This window comes from Pseudomonas sp. TH37 (assembly GCF_016650735.1).
Taxonomy (GTDB): Bacteria; Pseudomonadota; Gammaproteobacteria; order Pseudomonadales; family Pseudomonadaceae; genus Aquipseudomonas; species Aquipseudomonas farris.
Genome location: NZ_JAEKFD010000007.1, coordinates 201,998 through 222,507, shown reverse-complemented (window position 1 = coordinate 222,507; position 20,510 = coordinate 201,998). Strand labels below are relative to the sequence as shown.

Here is a 20,510-nt window from a genome sequence, read left to right as displayed (position 1 = left end):
GAATCATGAAAAGCAAAACCATCCGCCGCTGGTCATTCGTTCACACCTGGACCAGCCTGATCTGCACGGTATTCCTGCTGATGCTGGCCCTCACCGGCCTGCCGTTGATCTTCCACCACGAGATCGACCATCTGCTGGGCGATGCCGCCGAGTTGAAATCCATGCCCGCCGACACCCCGCAGCTGAATTTGCAGCAGTTGGTGCAGGCGGCTGAAAAGCATCGTCCCGGCGAGGTCATGCAGTATTTCGGCTACGACGAAGAAGACCCCAACGGCGTGATCGCAATCATGGCGCCCACCGCCGGCACCGAGCCGAACTCGTCCCACACCTTCATGCTCGACGCTCGCACCGGCGAAGCATTGGAAATGCCATCGGCCAACACCGGGCTGATGATGGTCATGCTGCGTCTGCACGTGGACATGTTCGCCGGGCTGCCAGGCAAGTTGCTGCTGGCGTTCATGGGGATTCTGTTTGTGCTGGCGATTGTTTCCGGAACGGTGCTGTATCTGCCGTTCATGCGGCGTTTGAAGTTCGCCACCGTGCGCCACGACAAATCCACCCGCCTGCGTTGGCTCGACTTGCATAACCTGATCGGCGTGGTGACGCTGACCTGGGCCCTGGTGGTCGGCGTGACCGGCGTAATCAGTGCCTGCGCCGACTTGCTGATCGCCGCGTGGCGCAACGATAGCCTGAGCGCGATGATCGCGCCTTATCGCGATGCGCCGCCGCTGACTCAATTGGCTCCTGCGACTCGTCTGCTCGACATCGCCAAAGACGTCGCGCCGGGCATGCAGCCCGATTTCATCGCCTTCCCCGGTACGCGGTTTTCCAGCGAACACCATTACGCCGTCTTCATGAAAGGCAGCACCCAACTGACTTCGCACCTGCTGACGCCGGTGTTGATCGACGCCCGCACCCTGCAAGTCACGGCGGTGGCCGAGCGGCCGTGGTACATGGACGCCATGGGCATGTCGCAGCCGCTGCACTTCGGTGATTATGGCGGCATGCCAATGAAAATCCTCTGGGCGACCCTCGATGTGCTGACCATCATCGTGCTCGGCAGTGGAGTTTATTTGTGGGTGGTGCGGCGCAAGGTCGCGAAACCTGTGCTCGAAAACGCGGAGTGCCCGACATGAGGCCGAGACAGTCGAATTTCTGGAAGGTCTTCGCCACACCAACCGTCATCGCCCTGCTCAGCGCCGCGGGGCTGTTTGCTGCGTTGCTGGGCGATGGCGTGTGGGATGCATTGAGCTGGCTCGGGCTGGGCATCCCTGCCGTCCTCGCCTTGCGCGGGCTGCTGCAACGCCATTGAACGACACGCAACCAAAAATGTGGGAGCAACTGTCTTGATGACCTTTATTTTGAAGGCATATTGATAGACAGCTGAACTCCCACAGCTTTAGGCCATGCGATGCCCTACAGGAACACCGCGACCCGTTTAGGCCAAGGGTTCTTTCCACTCAGTTCGGTCTCGGATCATGGCGTTCAGCCGTATCAACAACACGCGCATACAGGCGATGAGCGCTACTTTTGCGCATTTGCCCTTATGACGCAGTGCGTCATACCGCGCTTTGAACTCAGGCTGTCGCTGAATCACCACCCAGCACGCCATGTACATCGCCCGACGCGCAGCAAACCTGCCACCGCCAATGTGGCGGGGGCCTTCATGTTTGCCGCTGTCGTCGTTGTAGGGGGCTATGCCTGCCAGCGCTGCGATCTCGTGCCGTCCAACCTCGCCCAGCTCAGGTAAATAGGCCATCAAGCTGGCTGCCGTCACGAGCCCTATACCCTTGACCGAACACAAACGGGCCGTTTTATCACTGTCCAGGTCTTTAGCAGTTTGACGGATCAACCTTTCTATCGACTTTATTGCTTGGCATAAATAGTCGATATGACTTCGCAGACAGGGTTTTACCGTGTCAGCAGAGGCTGTTTTGAGGCGCCGTAAATCGTCGCCATGTTGCTGAACAAAGTTTTCACGTTGCTGTACCAGCGCACGTAAATTGTCCTGTTCAGGGCTGGTGATTCGGTTGCTTGGCGACTTTATGACTTCGGCAAACTGCGCGAGCAGCCGCGCATCTATCGGGTCGGTTTTAGCGCGCTGCCCCATGGCCTTGGCAAAGTCTCTGGCTCGGCGAGGGTTGATCCGCAAGACTTCGAAGCCGGCAGCCTGAAGCGCTTTCATGACCTCTCGCTCATAGCCGCCGGTGGCTTCCAGCAATACGCGGCTGACCTGGTAGCGCTTTAACCAATCAATCAGCCCAAGGAAGTCACTGGCGGTATTGAGGTAACTGGCGCCAATGTCTTGCGGGTTAATCCAAATTTCAAGGGTATCTTTGGAAACATCGATGCCTGCGCAGGAAAACATAGCCGAACCCTCTTACACTCAAAGGTGAGAGCGCTCTGGCTGGGCACCACGCTTGTAATGTTCGAGGTCGGCTCGTTCAACTGTTCGGGCTCAATAACCAGAGCGGAGAGGTGAATGGCAGCATGGGCTCCCACACGTGCTTTAAGCACTCCGGGCATTCAGCTTGCCACTCACCGCTCTCACCCTCAGTCTAATTCCTGCCCAAGACACAAGCGGGCTTGCTCGCTCCCACACTTCGTTCGGTGCTCAACCGTGAGTTCGCGCTTGAGCTCAAGCTTTAAAGCGCTATGCTGCCGACACTGCCCATGATCGAGATCGTCGCCATGTCCGCCCCCAGCATGACCTTGTTCCACAACCCCGCGTCGCCCTTCGTTCGCAAAGTCATGGTGCTGCTGCACGAAACCGGTCAAACGAACCGCGTGGCGCTGCAAGCCAGCCAGCTCACACCGGTCAGCCCGGATCTGGCCCTCAACGAAGACAACCCGCTAGGCAAAATTCCAGCCCTGCGCCTGGCCGATGGCAATGTGTTGTACGACAGCCGGGTGATCCTCGACTATCTCGATCATCAGCACGTCGGCAATCCGCTGATCCCTCGCGATGGCTCAGCGCGCTGGCGGCGCCTGACGTTGGCCTCCCTGGCAGACGGGATCATGGATGCCGCGGTGATGGTTCGCTATGAAGTGGCCCTGCGCACCCCGGAAAAACACTGGGACGAATGGCTCGACAGTCAGCGCGACAAGATTCGTCGCGCCCTGGCGCTACTGGAAGCCGACGCGATTGCCGAGCTGACCAGCCATTTCGATGTGGCGGCAATCAGTGTTGCCTGTGCTTTGGGTTATCTGGATCTGCGTCATCCGGATCTGGAATGGCGCAAAGAGAATCCTAAGCTGGCGGAGTGGTATTTTGAGGTGAGTCAGCGGCCTTCGATGATTGCGACGATGCCGAAGGTATAGTGCAGTGTTACTTTCATTCCAAAGACGGAATGCTCAGTAATCAGGTTTTGGCTCGGGTGGTGGGGCGCTATATCGTTCTCTACGCGAACTTAAACGCTCGTCCAAAACGGGTAGACCAAGCAACACCGATGCTTGAGAGTAGGAGTCTGCGTTGTGGTAAAGCGAATCCGCTCGAAATCCGTGAAACCCCGCTTTAATTCGTTCCAGACTTTTCTCACCAAACATTGCCTGCAAACTGGTACTGCCAAGCTTGCTCTCTTCAATATTTTTTATTATTTCTGTGTCATAGCGACCACTTGAAACCATTTCCGCCTCGTTAAAAGCATTAAGCCAATAACTTTCGTCTATCATGGATCGCGTCCCTGGCGAAGCGTAGTAATAGTTGTCTTTAGTTTGGAGATCCAAATGGCTGATTTCGTGAATAAGAGTTGTCGCCAGTAACACAGCCCCCCGTCGAGACCTATCCTCCCAGGCTCGAGAGCGGATAAATATTCGTTTTAAGGGGTCCTTCCCTACAACAGACGCCAATGTTGAATCGCTTGATTTTTTCGATTTAACGAAGGCCAGCTCATCGTGTCTCACACCATTTCTATAAAGTTTAATCGCTGTCTTGAGTACCTGAAAACGAGACTCCAGTTCAGACCTACGATCTAGATTCGAGAACACTTGTTTCAGCGTTTGATCGATTGAGCGACGTGCCCGTCCCGTTTCTTGCATTGCCACGACAGCTTCGCTTACCAAGATATCGGCAATTTCGAAAGCGTGGTCTACAAACTCGATTACTGCTGCCGGCATTCTTGCGCGCCCACGCCCAACCATCACCGAATCCTGCTCTACAATTCTTTCCTGATGATCTCCTGGTGTCCCGCTGTACAGTCCCATCACATCTTGATGGGTCACCGGATTATTACCGGCCATATAAAACATATTCAAGCCATCAAAAATCCCCCCCGGATCCGGACTAATCCACCGCTGTAGCCACGGTGCGTAATACCGAAACCCGTAATAATACAGCCCTGTTGCATCCCGCTCTTTTCCAGAGTAACGAATACACTTGTGATCAGCTTCAACCTGCGAACGCCCCATCCACCAGGCCGTACCACCATATGGGTAATAACCTTCGTAACTGATCAGGTTTCCACAGTGATCAAGCTCAAGCGTACTGCTGCCCAAATGATCATCCTGGCTGTAGCGCACTTGATCTTCATCGATGCCACCCGGCCGCCCCTGTTCCCAATGCAATAACCGGACACTACTGCGTCCCGCCTGAATATTAATAACGTGCAGGACTTCGTCAGGATTGTCCGTCCCCTCGGTGCGGATCTCCAGCCCCGGCAGGTAACGAACCTCCGCTATTCGGGTCACGCTCGCCGCCAGCGCATGACGGACTTTACGGACCCGCATACCGGCACTGTCGTAGACATAACACTCACTGTCGTCCAGGCCATCTTCACGGCTCACCAGTCGAACTTCACTGAGTTGGTTGCGCGCCGTCCAACGCATCGGTTGCCCCGGCGCCAACAACTTGAGATTACCGTTGCCGTCGAAACTCGCGTCGAAGTCCGGTGTTTGCCCCTTCACCCGAGTCAGTCCGCGATTGCTGTCCGGGGCAATGTCCATTAAATGCGTTGGTTTATTGCTGTGATGCTGTTCGAGTAGATTGCCGCCCGCGTCATAACTCCAGCTCTGGCTGTAGGGTTGCAATCGACTCGGATCCAGAGGCGAGATCAGCGCCGGTAGCGCCGGGCCATTGACCGCTGAAGCCACTTCACGCCCAGTCGCGCTGATCAGTTGATAGAGCGTGTCGTACCAATAGCGATTAATCGGTTCGATACGTTGGTTGGCGAACCAACTGACGGGCTGGGACTTATCGGTCAGGCAGAGGATGTTGCCCACAGGGTCATAGTCGTAATGCAGCTCTTGCAGGTTCCACGCGCCTTTGCACGCAAGCAGGCGCTGCAGTCGACCGTCGGCGGGATCGAAGACACTGGAACTGATGACGCCATTGCCTGCCCTCTCGTACTCAACCTGACCGAAAGCGTTATAAGCGATATCACTGACTAACAAGTGCTCCGGCTTGCCGGCCACCTTCAACCAGGTGCTCTGTAATTGCCCTTGAGCGCTGTAGGCATAACGCCGTGTGTGCCCCGCTGCATCCATCTGGTCAAGCACGCCACCCGATGCATCGTATTGCCAGCGGGTGATGTAGGTTTTGTCCGCACCCTGTTCCAGTAAGGCATTTTGTTGGTTTTCGGGCCACCCAGAGTGATCCAATTCTGCCAGAAAGCGCCGCGACTCCATGATCGGCTTGCCTTGTAGGGTGTAGTCAGTCACCTCACGTGCACCGGCGGTATCCATATGACGAATCAACCGACCGCATTGATTCCGAGCGCTGGTCTCTACTTCGGCTGCGCCATAATACAAACGCTCCACACACTTTGTGGCTTCTTCGATAGTCAGCAGCCTGCCCATCGAGTCGTATTCAAAGCGCGCCGTGTTACCTGCCTCGTCCCAGCTTTGCCGGACCTGTGCCGCCTCATCCGGCAACGTCAGCCGCCAGCCGGCATCCACGCTGACGGTCAACAGGGATAACCCCGACAGGCCGCGAATTCGAATCATCGAGGCAATTGGCGCAGGACCTGCCCCCAAACGAGCATCCCAATTTGCCACTGATCGTCCCGCCACATCGAAAGTTTCGCGTGTCACGCGTGTCTCGGGCGGTGCATCACTGCTGCTCTTGCGGTAATAGGCAACGCAAGCAACGGTCAATCCACGACTGTCGATAACAGCGATTGTCGGGGTGTTGCGGTGCAAAGCGTATGCAGATTCCATGTGCGGGGCACTCGATGCGCAATCACTTGAGCTTAGACGACGATGCTACGGATCGCTGGAGGCGGATCACGGCAACCTGACCTTCAACACCAGCTTGCCTTCGATCAACTGGAAACAACCCCGCAATCCGCGTCGCCAATACCTCACCCACCCGCTGATCCTCGCGCAACCCCAACGACCGGCTCATTCCACGGCTCCAATATCAAAGGCCAGCGGCTTGGCGGTTTTCTGCCCGAACCCGTACCAGTCCAGCTTGCGGGTCAGCACCATAAACACGCCCAGCAGACCGAACAACAGCAGCGAGCCCATCAACAACGCGTAATCCTCGGCACTCAGCAAGCCGTAGAGCAAGCCATACAACGCCGCCAGCCCCGCCGAAAAACTCAAACCGTGATGCACGCTGCGCAGCACATGACAGACATAGAAACCGATCAACAACACACAGCCACTCGCCGACAGCAGATATGCCAAGGCAAAGCCAATGTGCTCGGACAGCGACAGCAACAACAAGTAGAAAAACGCCAGCGCCACGCCGACCAGCGCGTATTGCACCGGGTGTACCGCCAGGCTTTTCAGCACTTCGAAGAGGAAGAAACCGGCGAAGGTCAGGACGATGAACAGCAGCGCATATTTGATTGCCCGGTCGCTTTTCAGGTACTGGTCCACCGGGTCGATGAAACTCACGCCGAAGCTGCGACCGCTGAACGCCTCGCACTGGCCGCCAGACACGCAACTGTTCAATGCCTCTTGCAGGTTGGTGGAGAAAAACGAGGTTTGCCAATTGGCGGTGAAACCCTGATCGGTGATTTCACGCTGGGCCGGCAGGTAGTTACCGATGAAGCTTGGATGAGGCCAATTGGCGGCCAGTGAAACCTTGCTGGTCTTGCCCACCGGGAGAATCTGCAACTGGCCGGTGCCTTGCAGGCGCAAGTCGAAACCGAAGGCCAGTTCCGTGGCCTGTTTGGTATCCAGCGCTGGCAGCGTCACGTGCACGCCCTCACCCAACCAGCCCACCTGGCTACCCGGTACAAAATCCAGGCTCTGGCCATTGAGTTCGAGTTTCAATGCATTCTCGATGCCGCGAATGTCGCTGATGCCGACGGCCAGGAACGGTTGGTCGAAGCGGTAATCGGCGAAGTCCTCCTTGATGCCCAATTGCGCCGGGACCGAGAAATGCCCGCTGATGCGGTTGTCGGCATGAAACAGCCGCGCCTCGTAGATACCCCGGGCGCGCAGTTCGGTCTGGACCTGGCCGTCCAGTTCGAAGCGCTCCGGCAGGAAATACAAACGCCCGCGTTCCTCGCCGACGTCCTGGTAACGCTGGTTGGTTTTTTCGTTGGTTTTCCAGGTACGTACCGTTTTGCGATAGGGCACCACCATCAGCGGGCCGCTCAGTTGCTGGCTGTAACTGGAACTGCGGGCGATGTCTTCGAGCACACCATCGCGCAGTTGTTGCCGATCCTGGATCACACCGTTGATCATCAGCAACGGGATCAGCAGCAACAGAATCAAAAGGGCAATCGCCCCGAGTTTTAGGGTCAGGCTACGGTTCATGGGACTCTCCCTGTTTGGATGGGGAAAGTCTGGAGTCGGTGTGTGGGAGTTTTATGGGGGGAATGTGGAGAGTGTGTGGAGTTCAGAAAAGATCGCAGCCTTCGGCAGCTCCTACAGGAGTCCGCGCTCGGCGTAGGAGCTGCCGAAGGCTGCGATCTTTAGCGCTCGGAAGGCAAACACAATCTCACTTCAACCCCGCCGTCGACATTACCGATACTCATCGCCCCGCCATGCAACTTGACCACCTCTTCAACGAAGTTAAGCCCCAACCCCGTACTTTTACGCCCACTGTCCGGACGCGGCAGTGAGTAGAAGCGCTCGCTCAAGCGCGGCAATGCATAGTCGGGAATCGCCTCGGCCTGGTTGAACAGCCTGAACTCCATCTGCTCACCGAGTCGTTCGGCGTTGAATCGCAGCACGCCTCGATCCGGGGTGAAGTCCAAGGCATTCTCCAGCAGATTGCCCAGCGCCTGGCGCAACAGAAACGGTTCGCCGAGCAGGTTCAGATCCGCTGCAATTTGCTGTTCCACACGCAACTGCTTGCCTTCGATTCGCGCAGCCTGCGCGCTCAACAGCTCATCTACCAAATCCGCCAACGGCACCGCCACGCGCTCTTCCAGCCCTTGGCGCTGTTCGACCTGCGCGAGGTTCAACAGTCGTTCGATCAACTGCTGCATGCGCGCACTTTCGCTGTCGATGTTGCTGACGAAACGCTGCTGCTGAGCCAGCGGCATCTCACCTTGCAGTAACTCCGCCGCACCACGAATCGCCGCCAGCGGGCTTTTCAATTCATGGGTCAGGGTGTGCACATAACGCTCGACGTAGGCTTTGCCCTCAAGCTGGGTGCGCATCTGCTCCACCGCCGTGGCCAGTTGTTCCAGCTCGCCGCCACGATAATGCGGTACCTCGACCCGCCGGCCTTCGCTGACTGCCTGGGCATACGCCGTCAACCGTCGCAGCGCCGCGCTCAGCCACCACGACAACAACGCACCGAATAGCAAACCGAGGCCTATCAGCCCGGCGCCATAAATCAGCAATCGCCGCTCGGTGCGATCAACGTAGGGCTGCAGCGAGCTGTTGGGCTTGGCCACCGTCACCACACCGATGATTTGGCCGTTGTCGCGAATCGGTGCCCCGACATGCATCACCGACGAGTTCGAATCATCCGGGTCGCTGCGCGTCGAACGAGCGCCGTACTCGCCGCGCAAGGTCAGGTAGACGTCGTTCCAGCGCGAGTAGTCCTGGCCCACCGCGATGCCGCTGGAATCCAGCACCACAATGCCCTTGGCATCGGTGACGTAAATCCGGTGGTTAACCTGATTCTTCGGCATGCCCCAGATTTTCGCCTTCGGTTGCCGCTCACCGTAAGCCTTGAGCAACTCCGGCCAGCGGTTCTGGCTGAGGGTGCCGGCCTTGAAGTCGTCGCGCAGGATCTCGGCCATCAGGTTGGCGGTGTCCACCAGGGTTTCTTCGGTGGACTGGCGCACGCCGGGGCGGATTTCTTCCATCACGGTGTTGAGCACGAAGTAGCCGGTCAGGCCGATGAACAGCACGTAGACCAGAAAAATCCGGATCCCCAGGGGCATCAGCTGTGCACCGGGCTGTAGCTGTAACCGAGGCCGCGGTGAGTCTGGATCGGCTCGGCGTCGGCCTTCACCTGGCGCAATTTGGCGCGCACGCTCTTGATGTGGCTGTCGATGCTGCGCTCGTAGCCGGCATCGGCGGCCACACCCAGTGCATCGAGCAATTGCTCGCGGCTGAAGACTCGCTCGGGTTGCTCGAGCAGGCATTGCAGCAAACGAAACTCATGGCGAGTCAGGCTCAGGGGCTGACTGCGATAGCTGATCTGCACCCGTTCACTGTCGATGCGAAACAGCACGGACGCCACCTCCGCCACCGGTCGTGGCGCCATACGCTTGAGAATCGCCCTGACCCGCGCCGCCACTTCCCGGGGGCTGAACGGTTTGACCACGTAGTCGTCGGCACCGATTTCCAGGCCCACCACCCGATCGATCTCTGCATCACGGGCGCTGAGGAAAATCACCGGCACTTCGCTGAAACGCCGCAACTGCTTGCAGGTCTCAAAGCCGCTGATGTCTGGCAGGCCGATATCGAGGATGATCAGGTCGGCAGGCGTGGCGCGCTGATGTTCAAGCGCCGCCGCGCCAAGGCTCAACCAGGTGGTAGTGAAGCCCTCGCCCTGCAAGGCGAAAATCAGGGTGTCGGCAATCGCCGCTTCGTCTTCGACAATCAGGATATGAGGCATGGCGTCCGAGCCCGCTAGTTAAGTGGGCGAACGGTGCCCCAAGGCTGATTCGCCGTCAATCAGCAGTCGGGTTTGTCTGCCGTAAAACGCCGTGCCGGGTTCACTGCAGCACCGAATTCACGCAGCGCTTTGGCGCCGATCAGCAACGGGTAATTGAAGCTGCTGCGGTCGGTGAGGTTGACCTCGACGGTGCGCTTGACGTTGCCCAGGCACAGTTCCAGATCAACCACTGGCCGCTTGGTGGGTTCGATCGCTTCCTTGTCATCCTCGTCTTCTTCGGAGCGGGTCTTGATCTTGCTGATCCGCGCGATCTTGTGTTCGTAGACCTTGTTGCTGGCACCTTTGGTGGCGAGGCGGAAACGCACCCATTCGTCGCCATCGCGGGTGAAGGTTTCGATGTCTTTGGCCGACAGCGACGCGGTCAGGGCGCCGGTGTCCATTTTGGCCTTGAGGACTTCGCCGCCGATTTCCGGCAGCGCGATGTATTCATAACGCCCGTACAGGGTCGGCTCGGCGGCCAGAATCGGCAGGGCCACGAGGGAAAGTAGTGCTAGGAGAGATTTCACGTAGGGGGGCTTCCTTAGGGAATGTGGAGGCATGGCCGAATTCTAGACCGTAAAAAACAACGATAGTTGGTCCGCCTCACACCTATGTGGCGAGGGAGCTTGCTTGTGGCGAGGAGGCTTGCCCCCGTTCGGCTGCGCAGCAGTCGTAAAACGGTCTATATGGTGTACCTGAAAAATCGCGGGGCCTGGTTTTGGGAGTCCTTCGGCCTCCAACGGGGGCAAGCCCCCTCGCCACAGAGAACTCATAACGCTGGAAGCATACCGCCACAAACGTGAAACATTCGTCACCACCAATTTGGCCTATCGCCTGAAGCTGCTTATCATGGCGCGCCCAAACGCTTTCAAGAGTTACTTATGCGCCGCCTGCTCACCGGCTGTTTCGTTACCCTGCTGCTGTTGCTAAACACCCTGGTGCTGTTCGGGCCTTTGATGGTGTTCGCCCTGTTGAAACTGCTCCTGCCCGGGCGCTTCCGCGATTACGCTTCCTGGACGGTGATGTGGATTGCCGAAACCTGGGCCGAGATCGACAAGCTGATCTTCCGACTGTGCATCCCCACCCAATGGGACATTCGCGGCGGCGATGATCTGCGCCGCGACACCTCGTATCTGGTGATCGGCAACCATCAATCCTGGGTCGATATTCCGGCACTGATCCAGACGCTTAACCGGCGCACGCCGTTTTTCAAATTCTTCCTCAAGAAAGAACTGATCTGGGTGCCGTTCCTGGGCCTGGCCTGGTGGGCGTTGGACTATCCGTTCATGAAGCGCTACACCAAGGCGTTTCTGGCAAAGAACCCAGAGTTGGCCGGCAAGGATCTGGAGATCACTAAAGAAGCCTGCGAGCTGTACAAGCGTCAGCCAGTGACGGTGGTCAATTACCTGGAAGGCACTCGATACACCTCGGCGAAAAGCGCCCAGCAGCAGTCACCGTTCACCCACCTGCTCAAGCCCAAGGCTGGCGGCGTGGCTTTTGTGCTGGCGGCGATGGGTGAACAGCTGGATGCCGTTCTCGATGTGACAGTGGTGTACCCACAGCAGAAGATTCCGGGATTTTGGGATTTGATCAGCGGCAACGTGCCGAGGGTGATCATCGATATCCAGACCCGCGAGCTGGACCCGGCGCTGTGGCAAGGTGATTACGAAAACGATGCGGCGTTTCGCGAAAAGGTCCAGAACTGGGTCAACCAGCTCTGGATCGAAAAAGACCGGCGCATCAAGGCGCTACGCGCCGAAGGCTGACTCAGCTACCGGTTCCCGCGCCCCAGATCCCGCCGAGGTTTTGCAGCAGCGAACCGGCAACGCCTTGCTGACCGAGGTATTGCAGGATTACCGGAGCAAACTGGCCGATCATGCCGCTGTCCATGCCCAACGCGCTGAAGGCGTTGTTCAGGTCGTTGGTGTCCTTGACGTTACCCAGCAAGCCGTCGAGCAACGCATTCTTGTCCGACCCCGCGCCGAGCAACCCGCCCAGACCGTTCAGGCCACCGATGGCGCTGTTGCCAGCGATTTGACTGAGGCCCGGCACGTTTTTACTCAGCTCGGAGAAGTCTTCGCCGCTGAGTTGATTCCTGGCCAACCCCAACATCGCACCAGCACCGCCGACAGCCTGCTCCGGAGTGATATCGAGCTGCGAGCCCAAGGTGTTGAGCAACCCGGCCGCCTTGGGTGCCGCCGCCACAGCGCCATCGCCCTGGTTGCCTTGGTTGCCCTGCATCGCCGAAACCACATTGGCCGCATCGCTGAGGCTGAACTCTGCAAAGGCCGGGCTGGCGGCCAGCGTCGTCAACGAAGCGACAGCCATGAGCGATGCCAGTGCAAAACCGCGTGAAACTTTCATCAAGACATCCTCTAGTGGCATGAAAACCGCCCGGTAACGAGGCGGAAAAACTGCCAATTTGACCGGACATCCGTCGGCATGTTCCCCCGTCACGTCTATGAAACGTGAAACCCCGGACTCACGCGATGAATGGCATACAGGCACCCGGATCTGGAGAAAGAACTGAGGCGACTTTTGTGGCGAGGGGGGTTGTCACAAAGCCCCCTCACCACAGGGTTAGTGTGACGCATAAAAAAACGGCGACCCGAGGGTCGCCGTTTTGCTTTGCGTGAAGCCTTACGCCGCGCTGAACAACTTGTGCGGATCGATCACAAACTTCTTCGGCACGCCCGCATCGAACTCGCCATAACCACGTGGCGCGTCATCCAGGCTGATGACTTCAACACCCACGATGTCGGCAATCTTGATGCGATCCCACATGATCGCCTGCATCAGTTGGCGGTTGTACTTCATCACTGGCGTCTGGCCGGTGTGGAAGCTGTGGGATTTAGCCCAACCCAAACCGAAGCGAATGCTCAGGCTACCCATTTTCGCGGCTGCATCCACAGCACCCGGGTCTTCAGTCACGTACAGGCCAGGGATACCGATTTTGCCGGCCACGCGAACCACGCCCATCAGCGAGTTGAGCACGGTCGCCGGAGCTTCGTGTTTCACGCCGTCATGACCATGACCACGGGCTTCGAAGCCTACGGCGTCGACAGCGCAATCCACTTCAGGCTCGCCCAACAGCGCAGCGATCTGTTCGTGCAGTGGGGTATCCAGGGACAGGTCGGCGATTTCGAAACCCTGCGCCTTGGCATGCGCCAAGCGGACAGTGTTGACGTCACCGATGATCACCACTGCAGCGCCCAACAGGCGAGCAGAAGCGGCAGCCGCCAGACCGACTGGACCGGCACCGGCGATGTATACAGTGCTGCCAGGGCCAACGCCGGCGGTCACTGCACCGTGGTAACCGGTCGGCAGGATGTCGGAGAGGCAGGTCAGGTCGCGGATTTTTTCCATTGCGCGATCGCGATCAGGCAGCTTCAGCAGGTTGAAGTCTGCGTACGGCACCATCGCGTACTCAGCCTGACCACCGGTCCAGTCGCCCATGTCGACATAACCATAAGCACCGCCCGGACGCGCCGGGTTAACGCTGAGGCAGACACCGGTGTGCATCTCTTTGCAGGAACGGCAGCGCCCGCAAGCTACGTTGAACGGTACGGACACCAGGTCGCCGATTTGCAGGTTCTCGACGTCGCTGCCTTTCTCGATCACTTCACCGGTGATCTCGTGGCCGAGCACCAGACCGGTCTGAGCAGTGGTACGGCCGCGCACCATGTGCTGGTCGGAACCACAGATGTTGGTGGAAACCACACGCAGGATGACGGCGTGGTTAATCTTCCTGCCGCGCGGGTCCTGCATTTTCGGATAGTCGATTTTTTGTATTTCGACTTTGCCATTGCCGAGATACACCACACCACGATTGCCAGACATGCTTTCACCTCGCTGTTGTTTTTATGTAGCGGTCGCGTCGCCATGGATCGGCGGCGCGTTGATTGCTCGGGTTATTGCCTGTGTCTTTTTGCGTTGTCTGTCAGGGCCTCATCGCGGGCAAGCCCGCTCCCACAGGTCTTTGTGTCGTTCACAAATGTCGGGCACACCTCAGCTCACTGTGGGAGCGGGCTTGCCCGCGATGGCGATCTAAAGAACGACCGTGCGATTGGCGTTCAAAAACACGCGTCGTTCAATGTGATAACCAACAGCCCGCGCCAGCGTCAGCCCTTCGATATCCCGCCCTTTGGCGATCAAATCTTCGGGGTAATGGCTGTGATCCACAGCCTCCACGCCCTGGGCGATGATCGGGCCTTCGTCCAGGTCGTTGTTGATGTAGTGCGCCGTGGCGCCGACCAGTTTCACGCCCTTGTTGTAGGCCTGGTGATAGGGCTTCGCACCCTTGAAACCCGGCAGTAGGGAGTGATGAATGTTGATCGCCTTGCCATCGAGTTTGCGGCACAGCTCTGGCGACAGAACTTGCATGTAGCGGGCAAGAATCACCAGTTCGGCGCCGGACTCTTCGACCACCTGCCAGACCTGACGCTCCTGCGACGGTTTGTCGTTCGGGTCCAGCGGGAAATGGTAGTACGGAATCTGGTGCCAGTCGGCCAACGGCTTGAGGTCCGGGTGGTTGGAGACCACGGCGACCACGTCCATCGACAACTGGCCGATGCGCTGGCGGTAGAGCAAGTCGTTGAGGCAGTGATCGGCCTTGGAGACCATGATCACCACTTTTGGCCGGTGGTGCGGCGGGGTCAGCTCGAAGACCATCCCGAAGGCGTCACCACGCTCTGCCAAACCGGCGCGAAAAGCTTGTTCGTCGAAGCCATCGGGCTGACGAAATTCCACGCGAATGAAGAAACGGCCCGAGAGCCGGTCATCGAAGGAATGGTGCTCGGTGACGTAGCAGCCCTGCTCGAACAGAAAGCGGGTCACCGCATCCACGGTGCCGAGGACGCTAGGGCAATCGGCGGTCAGAATCCATGTGTCTGGGGCGCGGCTCATAGTGCGGTGACTCCTGCTGCAACATCTGTGATCAGAGAGAACTCTGTGAGTAAGGGCTTGCCTGTGGCGAGGGGGCTTGCCCCCGTTCGGCTGCGAAGCAGTCGTAAATCCGGAAAACGCGGTGTATCAGACAGACCGCGCTTTCAGGATTTGGAGCCGCTTCGCAGCCCAACGGGGGCAAGCCCCCTCGCCACAAAAGCTCCCTCGCCACAATTACGCCTGGACGCTAAGCCCGTACTCAGCGGCCGCATCCTGCAACCACAACCACCAGTAATCCGAGAAGCTACGGCGGATCAGCAGTTCCCAGGTGTCTTCAGCGGTATGGCGGATCACCAGTTGCGACTTGGCAAACACGGTGCCGACAGCCTTGCCCACCGGGAAGCTGTTGGGGTGCACGTCATAGCTGGTGGATTTCATCAGCACCTGACGTACGTTCGGGCCGCTGAGTTCGAGGATCTGCTGGCCGCCGCTGACGTTGACGATCTGGATGTGCAGGTCACCCAGTGCTTCACGCAGCTTTTTCTCGGCAGCGAATTCTTCGCCGGTCGGCACGATCAGCAGCCATTCATCCGGCCCCATCCATTGCAGGCTGGTTTCACCTTTGATCACCACGGTCAGCGCGGCTGGCAGTTCCAGGCCGAGGGCCTTGTGCACGCCGGCGGCGAATGCCGGGTCGTGCCCATCGCCACGGATGGTCAGGTGACCGAGGAGTTTTTTCTCACGCACGATCACGCCGGCGTTCTTGCGACCCTTGCCCACCAGGCTGGCGAGGTCGGCATGATGCAGCGACGACTCGGCCTTGGCCCCGGAGGTTGGGCGTTGTTGGTAAACATTGGCTGCGGTCATAAAGCACCTGTTCCTGAATTCAATTTCCTGTGGGAGCGTGCCCGCGATGGGAGCAACTCGGTCTGCCTGTGGCACCGCGTTATCGTTCATCGCGGGCAAGCCCGCTCCCACAGGGGACTGTGGTGTTACACGTTCTGGCGATCGCCTTTCGGATCGAAGAACACCGAAGAAACGATTTCCGCCTCGATCACGCTGCCGTCGGCCAGCGGTGCGAACACACGCTCACCCATGCGCTTCAGACCGCCCTTGACCACACCCATGGCAAACGAATAGCCGAGGGAGTTGTGCAGGTAGCTGGAAGTCACGTGACCGACCATCGTCATCGGGATGGTTTGCTTGGTGTTGAACACCAGTTGCGCACCTTCCGGCAGCCATTTGGTCGGATCGATCGGCTTCAGACCGACCAGCTGTTTGCGCTGATCACGCACGCAGTCTTCGCGGTTCATGCCACGCCAGCCGATCCACGAGAACGGTTTGGTGCGACCGACACACCAGCCCATGTTCAGGTCGTCCGGGGTCATCGAGCTGTCAGTGTCCTGGCCAACGATGATGAAGCCCTTCTCCGCCCGCAGTACGTGCATGGTTTCGGTGCCGTACGGGGTCAGGTTGTACTTCTTGCCGGCCTCGACGATTTTCTCGAGCACGCCCATTGCATAGTCGGCCTGCACGTTGACTTCGTACGACAGCTCACCGGTAAACGAAATCCGGAATACCCGCGCCGGCACACCGCCGACCAGAGCTTCTTTCCAGGTCATGAACGGGAAGGCTTCGTTGCTCAAGTCGATGTCGGTGACTTCGCTGAGCAGCTTGCGGCTGTTCGGCCCCGACAGGGTCATGGTCGCCCAGTGGTCAGTCACGGAAGTGAAGTACACCTTCAGGTCTGGCCATTCGGTCTGATGGTAGATTTCCAGCCATTGCAGCACGCGTGCAGCGCCGCCGGTGGTGGTGGTCATCACGAAGTGGTTATCGGCGAGGCAGGCGGTTACGCCGTCGTCGAACACCATGCCGTCTTCTTTGCACATCAGGCCGTAGCGGGCCTTGCCCACGTCGAGTTTGGTCCAGGCGTTGGTGTAGATGCGGTTGAGGAACTCACGCGTGTCCGGGCCCTGGATGTCGATCTTGCCCAGGGTCGAAGCGTCCAGCAGGCCGACGCTGTCGCGCACGGCTTTGCATTCGCGCTTCACGGCGGCATGCAGGTCTTCACCGTTTTTCGGGAAGTACCATGGACGTTTCCACTGACCGACGTCTTCAAACTCGGCGCCGTTCTTCACGTGCCAATGATGCAGCGCGGTGAAACGAACCGGCTCGAAGATGTGCCCACAGTGACGACCGGCCACGGCGCCGAAGGTCACCGGCGTGTAGTTCGGACGGAACATGGTGGTGCCCATCTGCGGGATGGTCACGTTCAGCGAACGGGCGGCAATGGCCAGACCGTTGACGTTACCGAGCTTGCCCTGATCGGTGCCAAAGCCCAGCGCGGTGTAGCGTTTAACGTGCTCGACCGACTCGAAGCCTTCGCGGGTCGCCAGTTCGATGGCGGCAGCGGTGACGTCGTTTTGCAGGTCGACGAATTGCTTCGGCGCCCGTGCGGTGGCTTTTTCGTGAGGCACCTGGAACAGCGCCAACGTCGGTTCTTCCAGACGGCTCAGGGCTTTCGGCAAGGTCGCTTCGACCCCGCTGAAACCGGCTTCGCTGGCGGCGCGAGCGCCCCCTTCAAAACCATCGGCCAGCGAATCGCCGAGGCCGTAGACGCCGTTGATGCCACCGACGCACACGCGTTTTTGCGGTGCTTCGCCCGGTACGAAACCGAGGATGTCTTCACGCCAGATCGGCTTGCCACCCAAGTGCGACGCCAGGTGAACCACCGGGCTGTAGCCGCCGGAACTGGCGACCAGGTCGCAATCGAGCCATTCGCCTGGGCTGGTGACGGTGTGCGCTTTTACATCAATCGCTGCAACACGAGCGGCGGTGACGTGCTTGCTGCCACGGGCTTCGATCACGGCGCTACCGGTCAGAATGCGGATGCCTTTGGCGCGCGCTTCTTCCACCAGCGCACCGCGAGGGTTGCTGCGGGCATCGGCGATCGCCACCACTTGCATACTGGCGTCGAGCCAATCCAGCGCTACGCGGTAGGCATGGTCGTTGTTGGTCGACAGCACCAGTTTCTTGCCCGGTGCCACGCCGTAACGGCGCACGTAAGTCGACACAGCGCCGGCAAGCATGTTGCCCGGCACGTCGTTGTTGCCGTAAACCAGTGGACGCTCATGAGTACCGGTCGCCAGCACTACACGCTTGGCGCGAACCCGGTGGATGCGCTGACGCACCTGGCCGATCGGGGCGCGATCGCCGAGGTGATCGGTGAGGCGCTCGTGAATGGTCAGGAAGTTATGGTCGTGGTAACCGTTGACCGTGGCGCGCGGTAACAGCAGCACGTCCGGGGTGTTTTTCAGCTCGGCGATGACGCTGGCGACCCACTCGGTGGCAGGCTTGCCGTCGAGGCTTTCGCGGGAATCGAGCAGGCTGCCGCCGAACTCTTCCTGCTCATCGGCCAGGATCACACGCGCACCACTACGGGCAGCCGCCAGTGCAGCTGCCAGACCCGCAGGGCCAGCGCCGACGATCAGCACGTCGCAGTGCTGGTTCATGTAGTCGTAGGTGTCCGGATCGTTCTCGGTCGGCGAGCGGCCAAGGCCGGCAGCCTTACGAATGTACTTCTCGTAGGTCATCCAGAACGATTGCGGGTACATGAAGGTTTTGTAGTAGAAGCCCGGCGGCATCAGCTTGCCGCCGACCTTGCCGAGAATCCCCATCATGTCGTTGTTCACGCTCGGCCAGCCGTTGGTGCTGGTGGCGACCAGGCCTTGATACAGCGCTTGTTGCGTGGCGCGTACGTTCGGGATCTGCGTGGCTTCGGTCGCACCGATCTGCAGCACAGCGTTCGGCTCTTCGGCACCGGCGGCGAAGATGCCGCGCGGGCGCGAATATTTGAAGCTGCGGCCGATGATGTCGACACCGTTGGCCAGCAAGGCTGCGGCCAGGGAGTCACCTTCAAAGCCTTTGTAGACCTGGCCGTTGAAGGTGAAGCTCAGCACTTTGTTACGGTCGATCCGTCCGCCGTTGGACAGGCGATTGATCTGGCTCATACCTTCTCTCCCAGAGCCGTGGCGGCCGCTTTCGGGCTGTCGGTCTTGTCGGTGAACTGCGGCTTGGCGCCGATCTTGTAGGTTTCGAGAATCTCGTAGGTCACGGTGTCACGGGTGGCGTTGAAGTACTGACGGCAACCGGCGACGTGATCCCACAGTTCGTGGTGCAGACCGCGAGGGTTGTCGCGGAAGAACATGTAGTCGCCCCACTCCTCGTCGGTGCAGCTGTTCGGATCCAGTGGGCGCGGGATGTGCGCCTGGCCGGATGCATGGAATTCCTCTTCGGAGCGCAGTTCGCCGCAGTGAGGACAGAAGATATGCAACATGGGGATTTCTCCTGTTAGTGGGCAACCGCAGCAGCGCCGTGTTCGTCGATCAACGCACCGTTGTGGAAACGGTCGATGGAGAAAGGTGCGGCCAATGGGTGCATTTCACCCTTGGCCAGGCTTGCGGCAAACACGTTGCCCGAGCCAGGTGTTGCCTTGAAGCCACCGGTGCCCCAACCGCAGTTGAAGAACATGTTAGGTACCGGGGTTTTCGAGATGATCGGGCACGCATCCGGCGTGGTGTCGACGATGCCGCCCCACTGACGGTTCATGCGTACGCGCGACAGCACCGGGAACATCTCGACGATGGCCTGAATGGTGTGCTCGATCACCGGGTACGAACCACGCTGGCCGTAGCCGTTGTAGCCGTCGATACCGGCGCCGATCACCAGGTCGCCCTTGTCGGACTGGCTGATGTAACCGTGTACGGCGTTGGACATGATCACGCTGTCGATAATCGGCTTGATCGGCTCGGACACCAGCGCTTGCAGCGGGTGCGATTCGATCGGCAGACGGAAACCGGCGAGTTTGGCCATGTGCCCGGAGTTACCGGCGGTGACCACACCGACGCGCTTGGCACCGATGAAGCCCTTGTTGGTTTCAACACCAATGCACACGCCGTTTTCCTTGCGGAAGCCGATCACTTCGGTCTGTTGAATCAGGTCCACACCCAATGCGTCAGCGGCACGGGCAAAGCCCCACGCCACGGCATCGTGACGGGCCACGCCGCCGCGACGCTGGACGGTTGCGCCCATCACCGGGTAGCGAGTGTTCTTGGAGCAGTCGAGGTACGGAATCTCGTCGGCTACCTGTTTGGCATCGAGCAGTTCGCCGTCCACGCCGTTGAGGCGGTTGGCGCTGACCCGACGCTCGGAATCACGAATGTCTTGAAGCGTGTGGCACAAGTTGTAAACGCCACGCTGGGAGAACATCACGTTGTAGTTCAGATCCTGGGACAGGCCTTCCCACAATTTCATCGCGTGTTCGTACAGGTGCGCCGACTCGTCCCACAGGTAGTTGGAGCGAACGATGGTGGTGTTGCGCGCGGTGTTACCGCCGCCCAACCAGCCTTTCTCGACCACGGCCACGTTGGTGATGCCGTGTTCCTTGGCCAGGTAGTAGGCGGTCGCCAGACCATGCCCGCCACCGCCGACGATGACCACGTCATAGACCTTTTTAGGGGTCGGCGTGCGCCACATCTTCTGCCAGTTTTCGTGATGGCTGAGGGAGTGTTTGAAGAGGCCGAAGCCCGAATAGCGTTGCATAGTCATTTACTCC

At 59.1% G+C, this 20,510-nt stretch carries 17 protein-coding genes; 4 read left to right on the top strand and 13 right to left on the bottom strand.

Going from position 1 to position 20,510, the window contains the following annotated elements; genetic code table 11:
* Positions 1–5: 5 nt before the first annotated feature.
* Positions 6–1,136 carry a PepSY-associated TM helix domain-containing protein gene (locus tag JFU11_RS19170; RefSeq protein ID WP_123719605.1) on the top strand — a complete coding sequence of 377 codons (1,131 nt, stop codon included), beginning with the start codon at positions 6–8 and terminating at the stop codon, positions 1,134–1,136.
* On the top strand, positions 1,133–1,312 hold the full coding sequence (locus JFU11_RS19165) for a hypothetical protein (protein ID WP_123719606.1): 180 nt from the start codon (positions 1,133–1,135) through the stop codon (positions 1,310–1,312). Before JFU11_RS19170 ends, JFU11_RS19165 begins: the two co-directional genes overlap by 4 nt.
* 126 nt (positions 1,313–1,438) lie before the next feature.
* Here JFU11_RS19165 and JFU11_RS19160 read toward each other — a convergent pair whose 3' ends face one another.
* Positions 1,439–2,368, bottom strand: coding sequence for a transposase (locus JFU11_RS19160; protein WP_123719003.1), 930 nt, complete (start codon positions 2,366–2,368; stop codon positions 1,439–1,441).
* Positions 2,369–2,691: 323 nt separating this feature from the next.
* Here JFU11_RS19160 and JFU11_RS19155 point away from each other — a divergent pair, with 323 nt between their 5' ends.
* Positions 2,692–3,321, top strand: coding sequence for a glutathione S-transferase (locus JFU11_RS19155; protein ID WP_123719735.1), 630 nt, complete (start codon positions 2,692–2,694; stop codon positions 3,319–3,321).
* A gap of 33 nt (positions 3,322–3,354) precedes the next feature.
* On the opposite strand, the gene JFU11_RS19150 is transcribed toward JFU11_RS19155, so the two are convergent.
* The 5 genes from JFU11_RS19150 to JFU11_RS19130 all read right to left on the bottom strand — a co-directional run bounded on the left by JFU11_RS19150 (position 3,355) and on the right by JFU11_RS19130 (position 10,539).
* Positions 3,355–6,153 (bottom strand): RHS repeat-associated core domain-containing protein, encoded by a 2,799-nt coding sequence (locus JFU11_RS19150; protein WP_201061809.1) that lies wholly within the window; start codon positions 6,151–6,153, stop codon positions 3,355–3,357.
* Positions 6,154–6,336: 183 nt separating this feature from the next.
* Positions 6,337–7,707 (bottom strand): cell envelope integrity protein CreD, encoded by a 1,371-nt coding sequence (gene creD, locus JFU11_RS19145; protein ID WP_123719608.1) that lies wholly within the window; start codon positions 7,705–7,707, stop codon positions 6,337–6,339.
* Between the two features lie 158 nt (positions 7,708–7,865).
* The gene (gene creC, locus JFU11_RS19140; RefSeq protein WP_201061807.1) at positions 7,866–9,293 is read right to left on the bottom strand and encodes a two-component system sensor histidine kinase CreC; all 1,428 of its coding nucleotides are present in this window, start codon (positions 9,291–9,293) and stop codon (positions 7,866–7,868) included.
* Complete coding sequence (gene creB / locus JFU11_RS19135) at positions 9,293–9,973, bottom strand: two-component system response regulator CreB (RefSeq protein ID WP_123719610.1); 681 nt, start codon at positions 9,971–9,973, stop codon at positions 9,293–9,295. The genes creC and creB overlap by 1 nt, the downstream gene beginning before the upstream one ends.
* A 59-nt stretch (positions 9,974–10,032) precedes the next feature.
* Positions 10,033–10,539 (bottom strand): ATP-dependent zinc protease, encoded by a 507-nt coding sequence (locus JFU11_RS19130; RefSeq protein ID WP_123719611.1) that lies wholly within the window; start codon positions 10,537–10,539, stop codon positions 10,033–10,035.
* 354 nt (positions 10,540–10,893) lie between these two features.
* Here JFU11_RS19130 and JFU11_RS19125 point away from each other — a divergent pair, with 354 nt between their 5' ends.
* A complete protein-coding gene (locus JFU11_RS19125; protein ID WP_123719612.1) occupies positions 10,894–11,778 on the top strand; it encodes an acyltransferase in 885 nt (294 codons plus the stop codon).
* Between the two features lies 1 nt (position 11,779).
* Here the strand turns inward: JFU11_RS19125 and JFU11_RS19120 are convergent, their stop codons facing one another.
* The 7 genes from JFU11_RS19120 to JFU11_RS19090 all read right to left on the bottom strand — a co-directional run bounded on the left by JFU11_RS19120 (position 11,780) and on the right by JFU11_RS19090 (position 20,497).
* The gene (locus JFU11_RS19120; RefSeq protein WP_123719613.1) at positions 11,780–12,376 is read right to left on the bottom strand and encodes a DUF2780 domain-containing protein; all 597 of its coding nucleotides are present in this window, start codon (positions 12,374–12,376) and stop codon (positions 11,780–11,782) included.
* 276 nt (positions 12,377–12,652) lie between these two features.
* Positions 12,653–13,852: a formaldehyde dehydrogenase, glutathione-independent gene (gene fdhA / locus JFU11_RS19115; protein ID WP_123719614.1), complete on the bottom strand. Its 1,200-nt coding sequence runs from the start codon at positions 13,850–13,852 to the stop codon at positions 12,653–12,655.
* Positions 13,853–14,059: 207 nt separating this feature from the next.
* The gene (purU, locus tag JFU11_RS19110; protein WP_007907570.1) at positions 14,060–14,917 is read right to left on the bottom strand and encodes a formyltetrahydrofolate deformylase; all 858 of its coding nucleotides are present in this window, start codon (positions 14,915–14,917) and stop codon (positions 14,060–14,062) included.
* Positions 14,918–15,130: 213 nt separating this feature from the next.
* On the bottom strand, positions 15,131–15,763 hold the full coding sequence (gene soxG, locus JFU11_RS19105) for a sarcosine oxidase subunit gamma family protein (protein WP_201061805.1): 633 nt from the start codon (positions 15,761–15,763) through the stop codon (positions 15,131–15,133).
* A 125-nt stretch (positions 15,764–15,888) separates the two neighbouring features.
* Positions 15,889–18,906 (bottom strand): sarcosine oxidase subunit alpha, encoded by a 3,018-nt coding sequence (locus JFU11_RS19100; protein WP_201061803.1) that lies wholly within the window; start codon positions 18,904–18,906, stop codon positions 15,889–15,891.
* Positions 18,903–19,232 (bottom strand): sarcosine oxidase subunit delta, encoded by a 330-nt coding sequence (locus JFU11_RS19095; protein WP_033053963.1) that lies wholly within the window; start codon positions 19,230–19,232, stop codon positions 18,903–18,905. The genes JFU11_RS19100 and JFU11_RS19095 overlap by 4 nt, the downstream gene beginning before the upstream one ends.
* A gap of 14 nt (positions 19,233–19,246) precedes the next feature.
* Positions 19,247–20,497, bottom strand: a complete 1,251-nt coding sequence (locus JFU11_RS19090; RefSeq protein WP_007947735.1) for a sarcosine oxidase subunit beta — start codon at positions 20,495–20,497, stop codon at positions 19,247–19,249.
* Between the last annotated feature and the right edge of the window lie 13 nt (positions 20,498–20,510).

Excerpts from the sequence above, each read along its gene's own strand:
- JFU11_RS19120 (WP_123719613.1), bottom strand. The coding sequence starts at position 12,376 with ATGAAAGTTTCACGCGGTTTTGCACTGGCATCGCTCATGGCTGTCGCT.
- creB (WP_123719610.1), bottom strand. The coding sequence starts at position 9,973 with ATGCCTCATATCCTGATTGTCGAAGACGAAGCGGCGATTGCCGACACC.
- creC (WP_201061807.1), bottom strand. The coding sequence starts at position 9,293 with ATGCCCCTGGGGATCCGGATTTTTCTGGTCTACGTGCTGTTCATCGGC.
- JFU11_RS19165 (WP_123719606.1), top strand. The coding sequence starts at position 1,133 with ATGAGGCCGAGACAGTCGAATTTCTGGAAGGTCTTCGCCACACCAACC.
- JFU11_RS19125 (WP_123719612.1), top strand. The coding sequence starts at position 10,894 with ATGCGCCGCCTGCTCACCGGCTGTTTCGTTACCCTGCTGCTGTTGCTA.
- JFU11_RS19100 (WP_201061803.1), bottom strand. The coding sequence starts at position 18,906 with ATGAGCCAGATCAATCGCCTGTCCAACGGCGGACGGATCGACCGTAAC.
- creD (WP_123719608.1), bottom strand. The coding sequence starts at position 7,707 with ATGAACCGTAGCCTGACCCTAAAACTCGGGGCGATTGCCCTTTTGATT.
- JFU11_RS19150 (WP_201061809.1), bottom strand. The coding sequence starts at position 6,153 with ATGGAATCTGCATACGCTTTGCACCGCAACACCCCGACAATCGCTGTT.
- fdhA (WP_123719614.1), bottom strand. The coding sequence starts at position 13,852 with ATGTCTGGCAATCGTGGTGTGGTGTATCTCGGCAATGGCAAAGTCGAA.
- JFU11_RS19160 (WP_123719003.1), bottom strand. The coding sequence starts at position 2,368 with ATGTTTTCCTGCGCAGGCATCGATGTTTCCAAAGATACCCTTGAAATT.
- JFU11_RS19155 (WP_123719735.1), top strand. The coding sequence starts at position 2,692 with ATGTCCGCCCCCAGCATGACCTTGTTCCACAACCCCGCGTCGCCCTTC.
- JFU11_RS19090 (WP_007947735.1), bottom strand. The coding sequence starts at position 20,497 with ATGCAACGCTATTCGGGCTTCGGCCTCTTCAAACACTCCCTCAGCCAT.
- JFU11_RS19170 (WP_123719605.1), top strand. The coding sequence starts at position 6 with ATGAAAAGCAAAACCATCCGCCGCTGGTCATTCGTTCACACCTGGACC.
- purU (WP_007907570.1), bottom strand. The coding sequence starts at position 14,917 with ATGAGCCGCGCCCCAGACACATGGATTCTGACCGCCGATTGCCCTAGC.
- JFU11_RS19095 (WP_033053963.1), bottom strand. The coding sequence starts at position 19,232 with ATGTTGCATATCTTCTGTCCTCACTGCGGCGAACTGCGCTCCGAAGAG.
- soxG (WP_201061805.1), bottom strand. The coding sequence starts at position 15,763 with ATGACCGCAGCCAATGTTTACCAACAACGCCCAACCTCCGGGGCCAAG.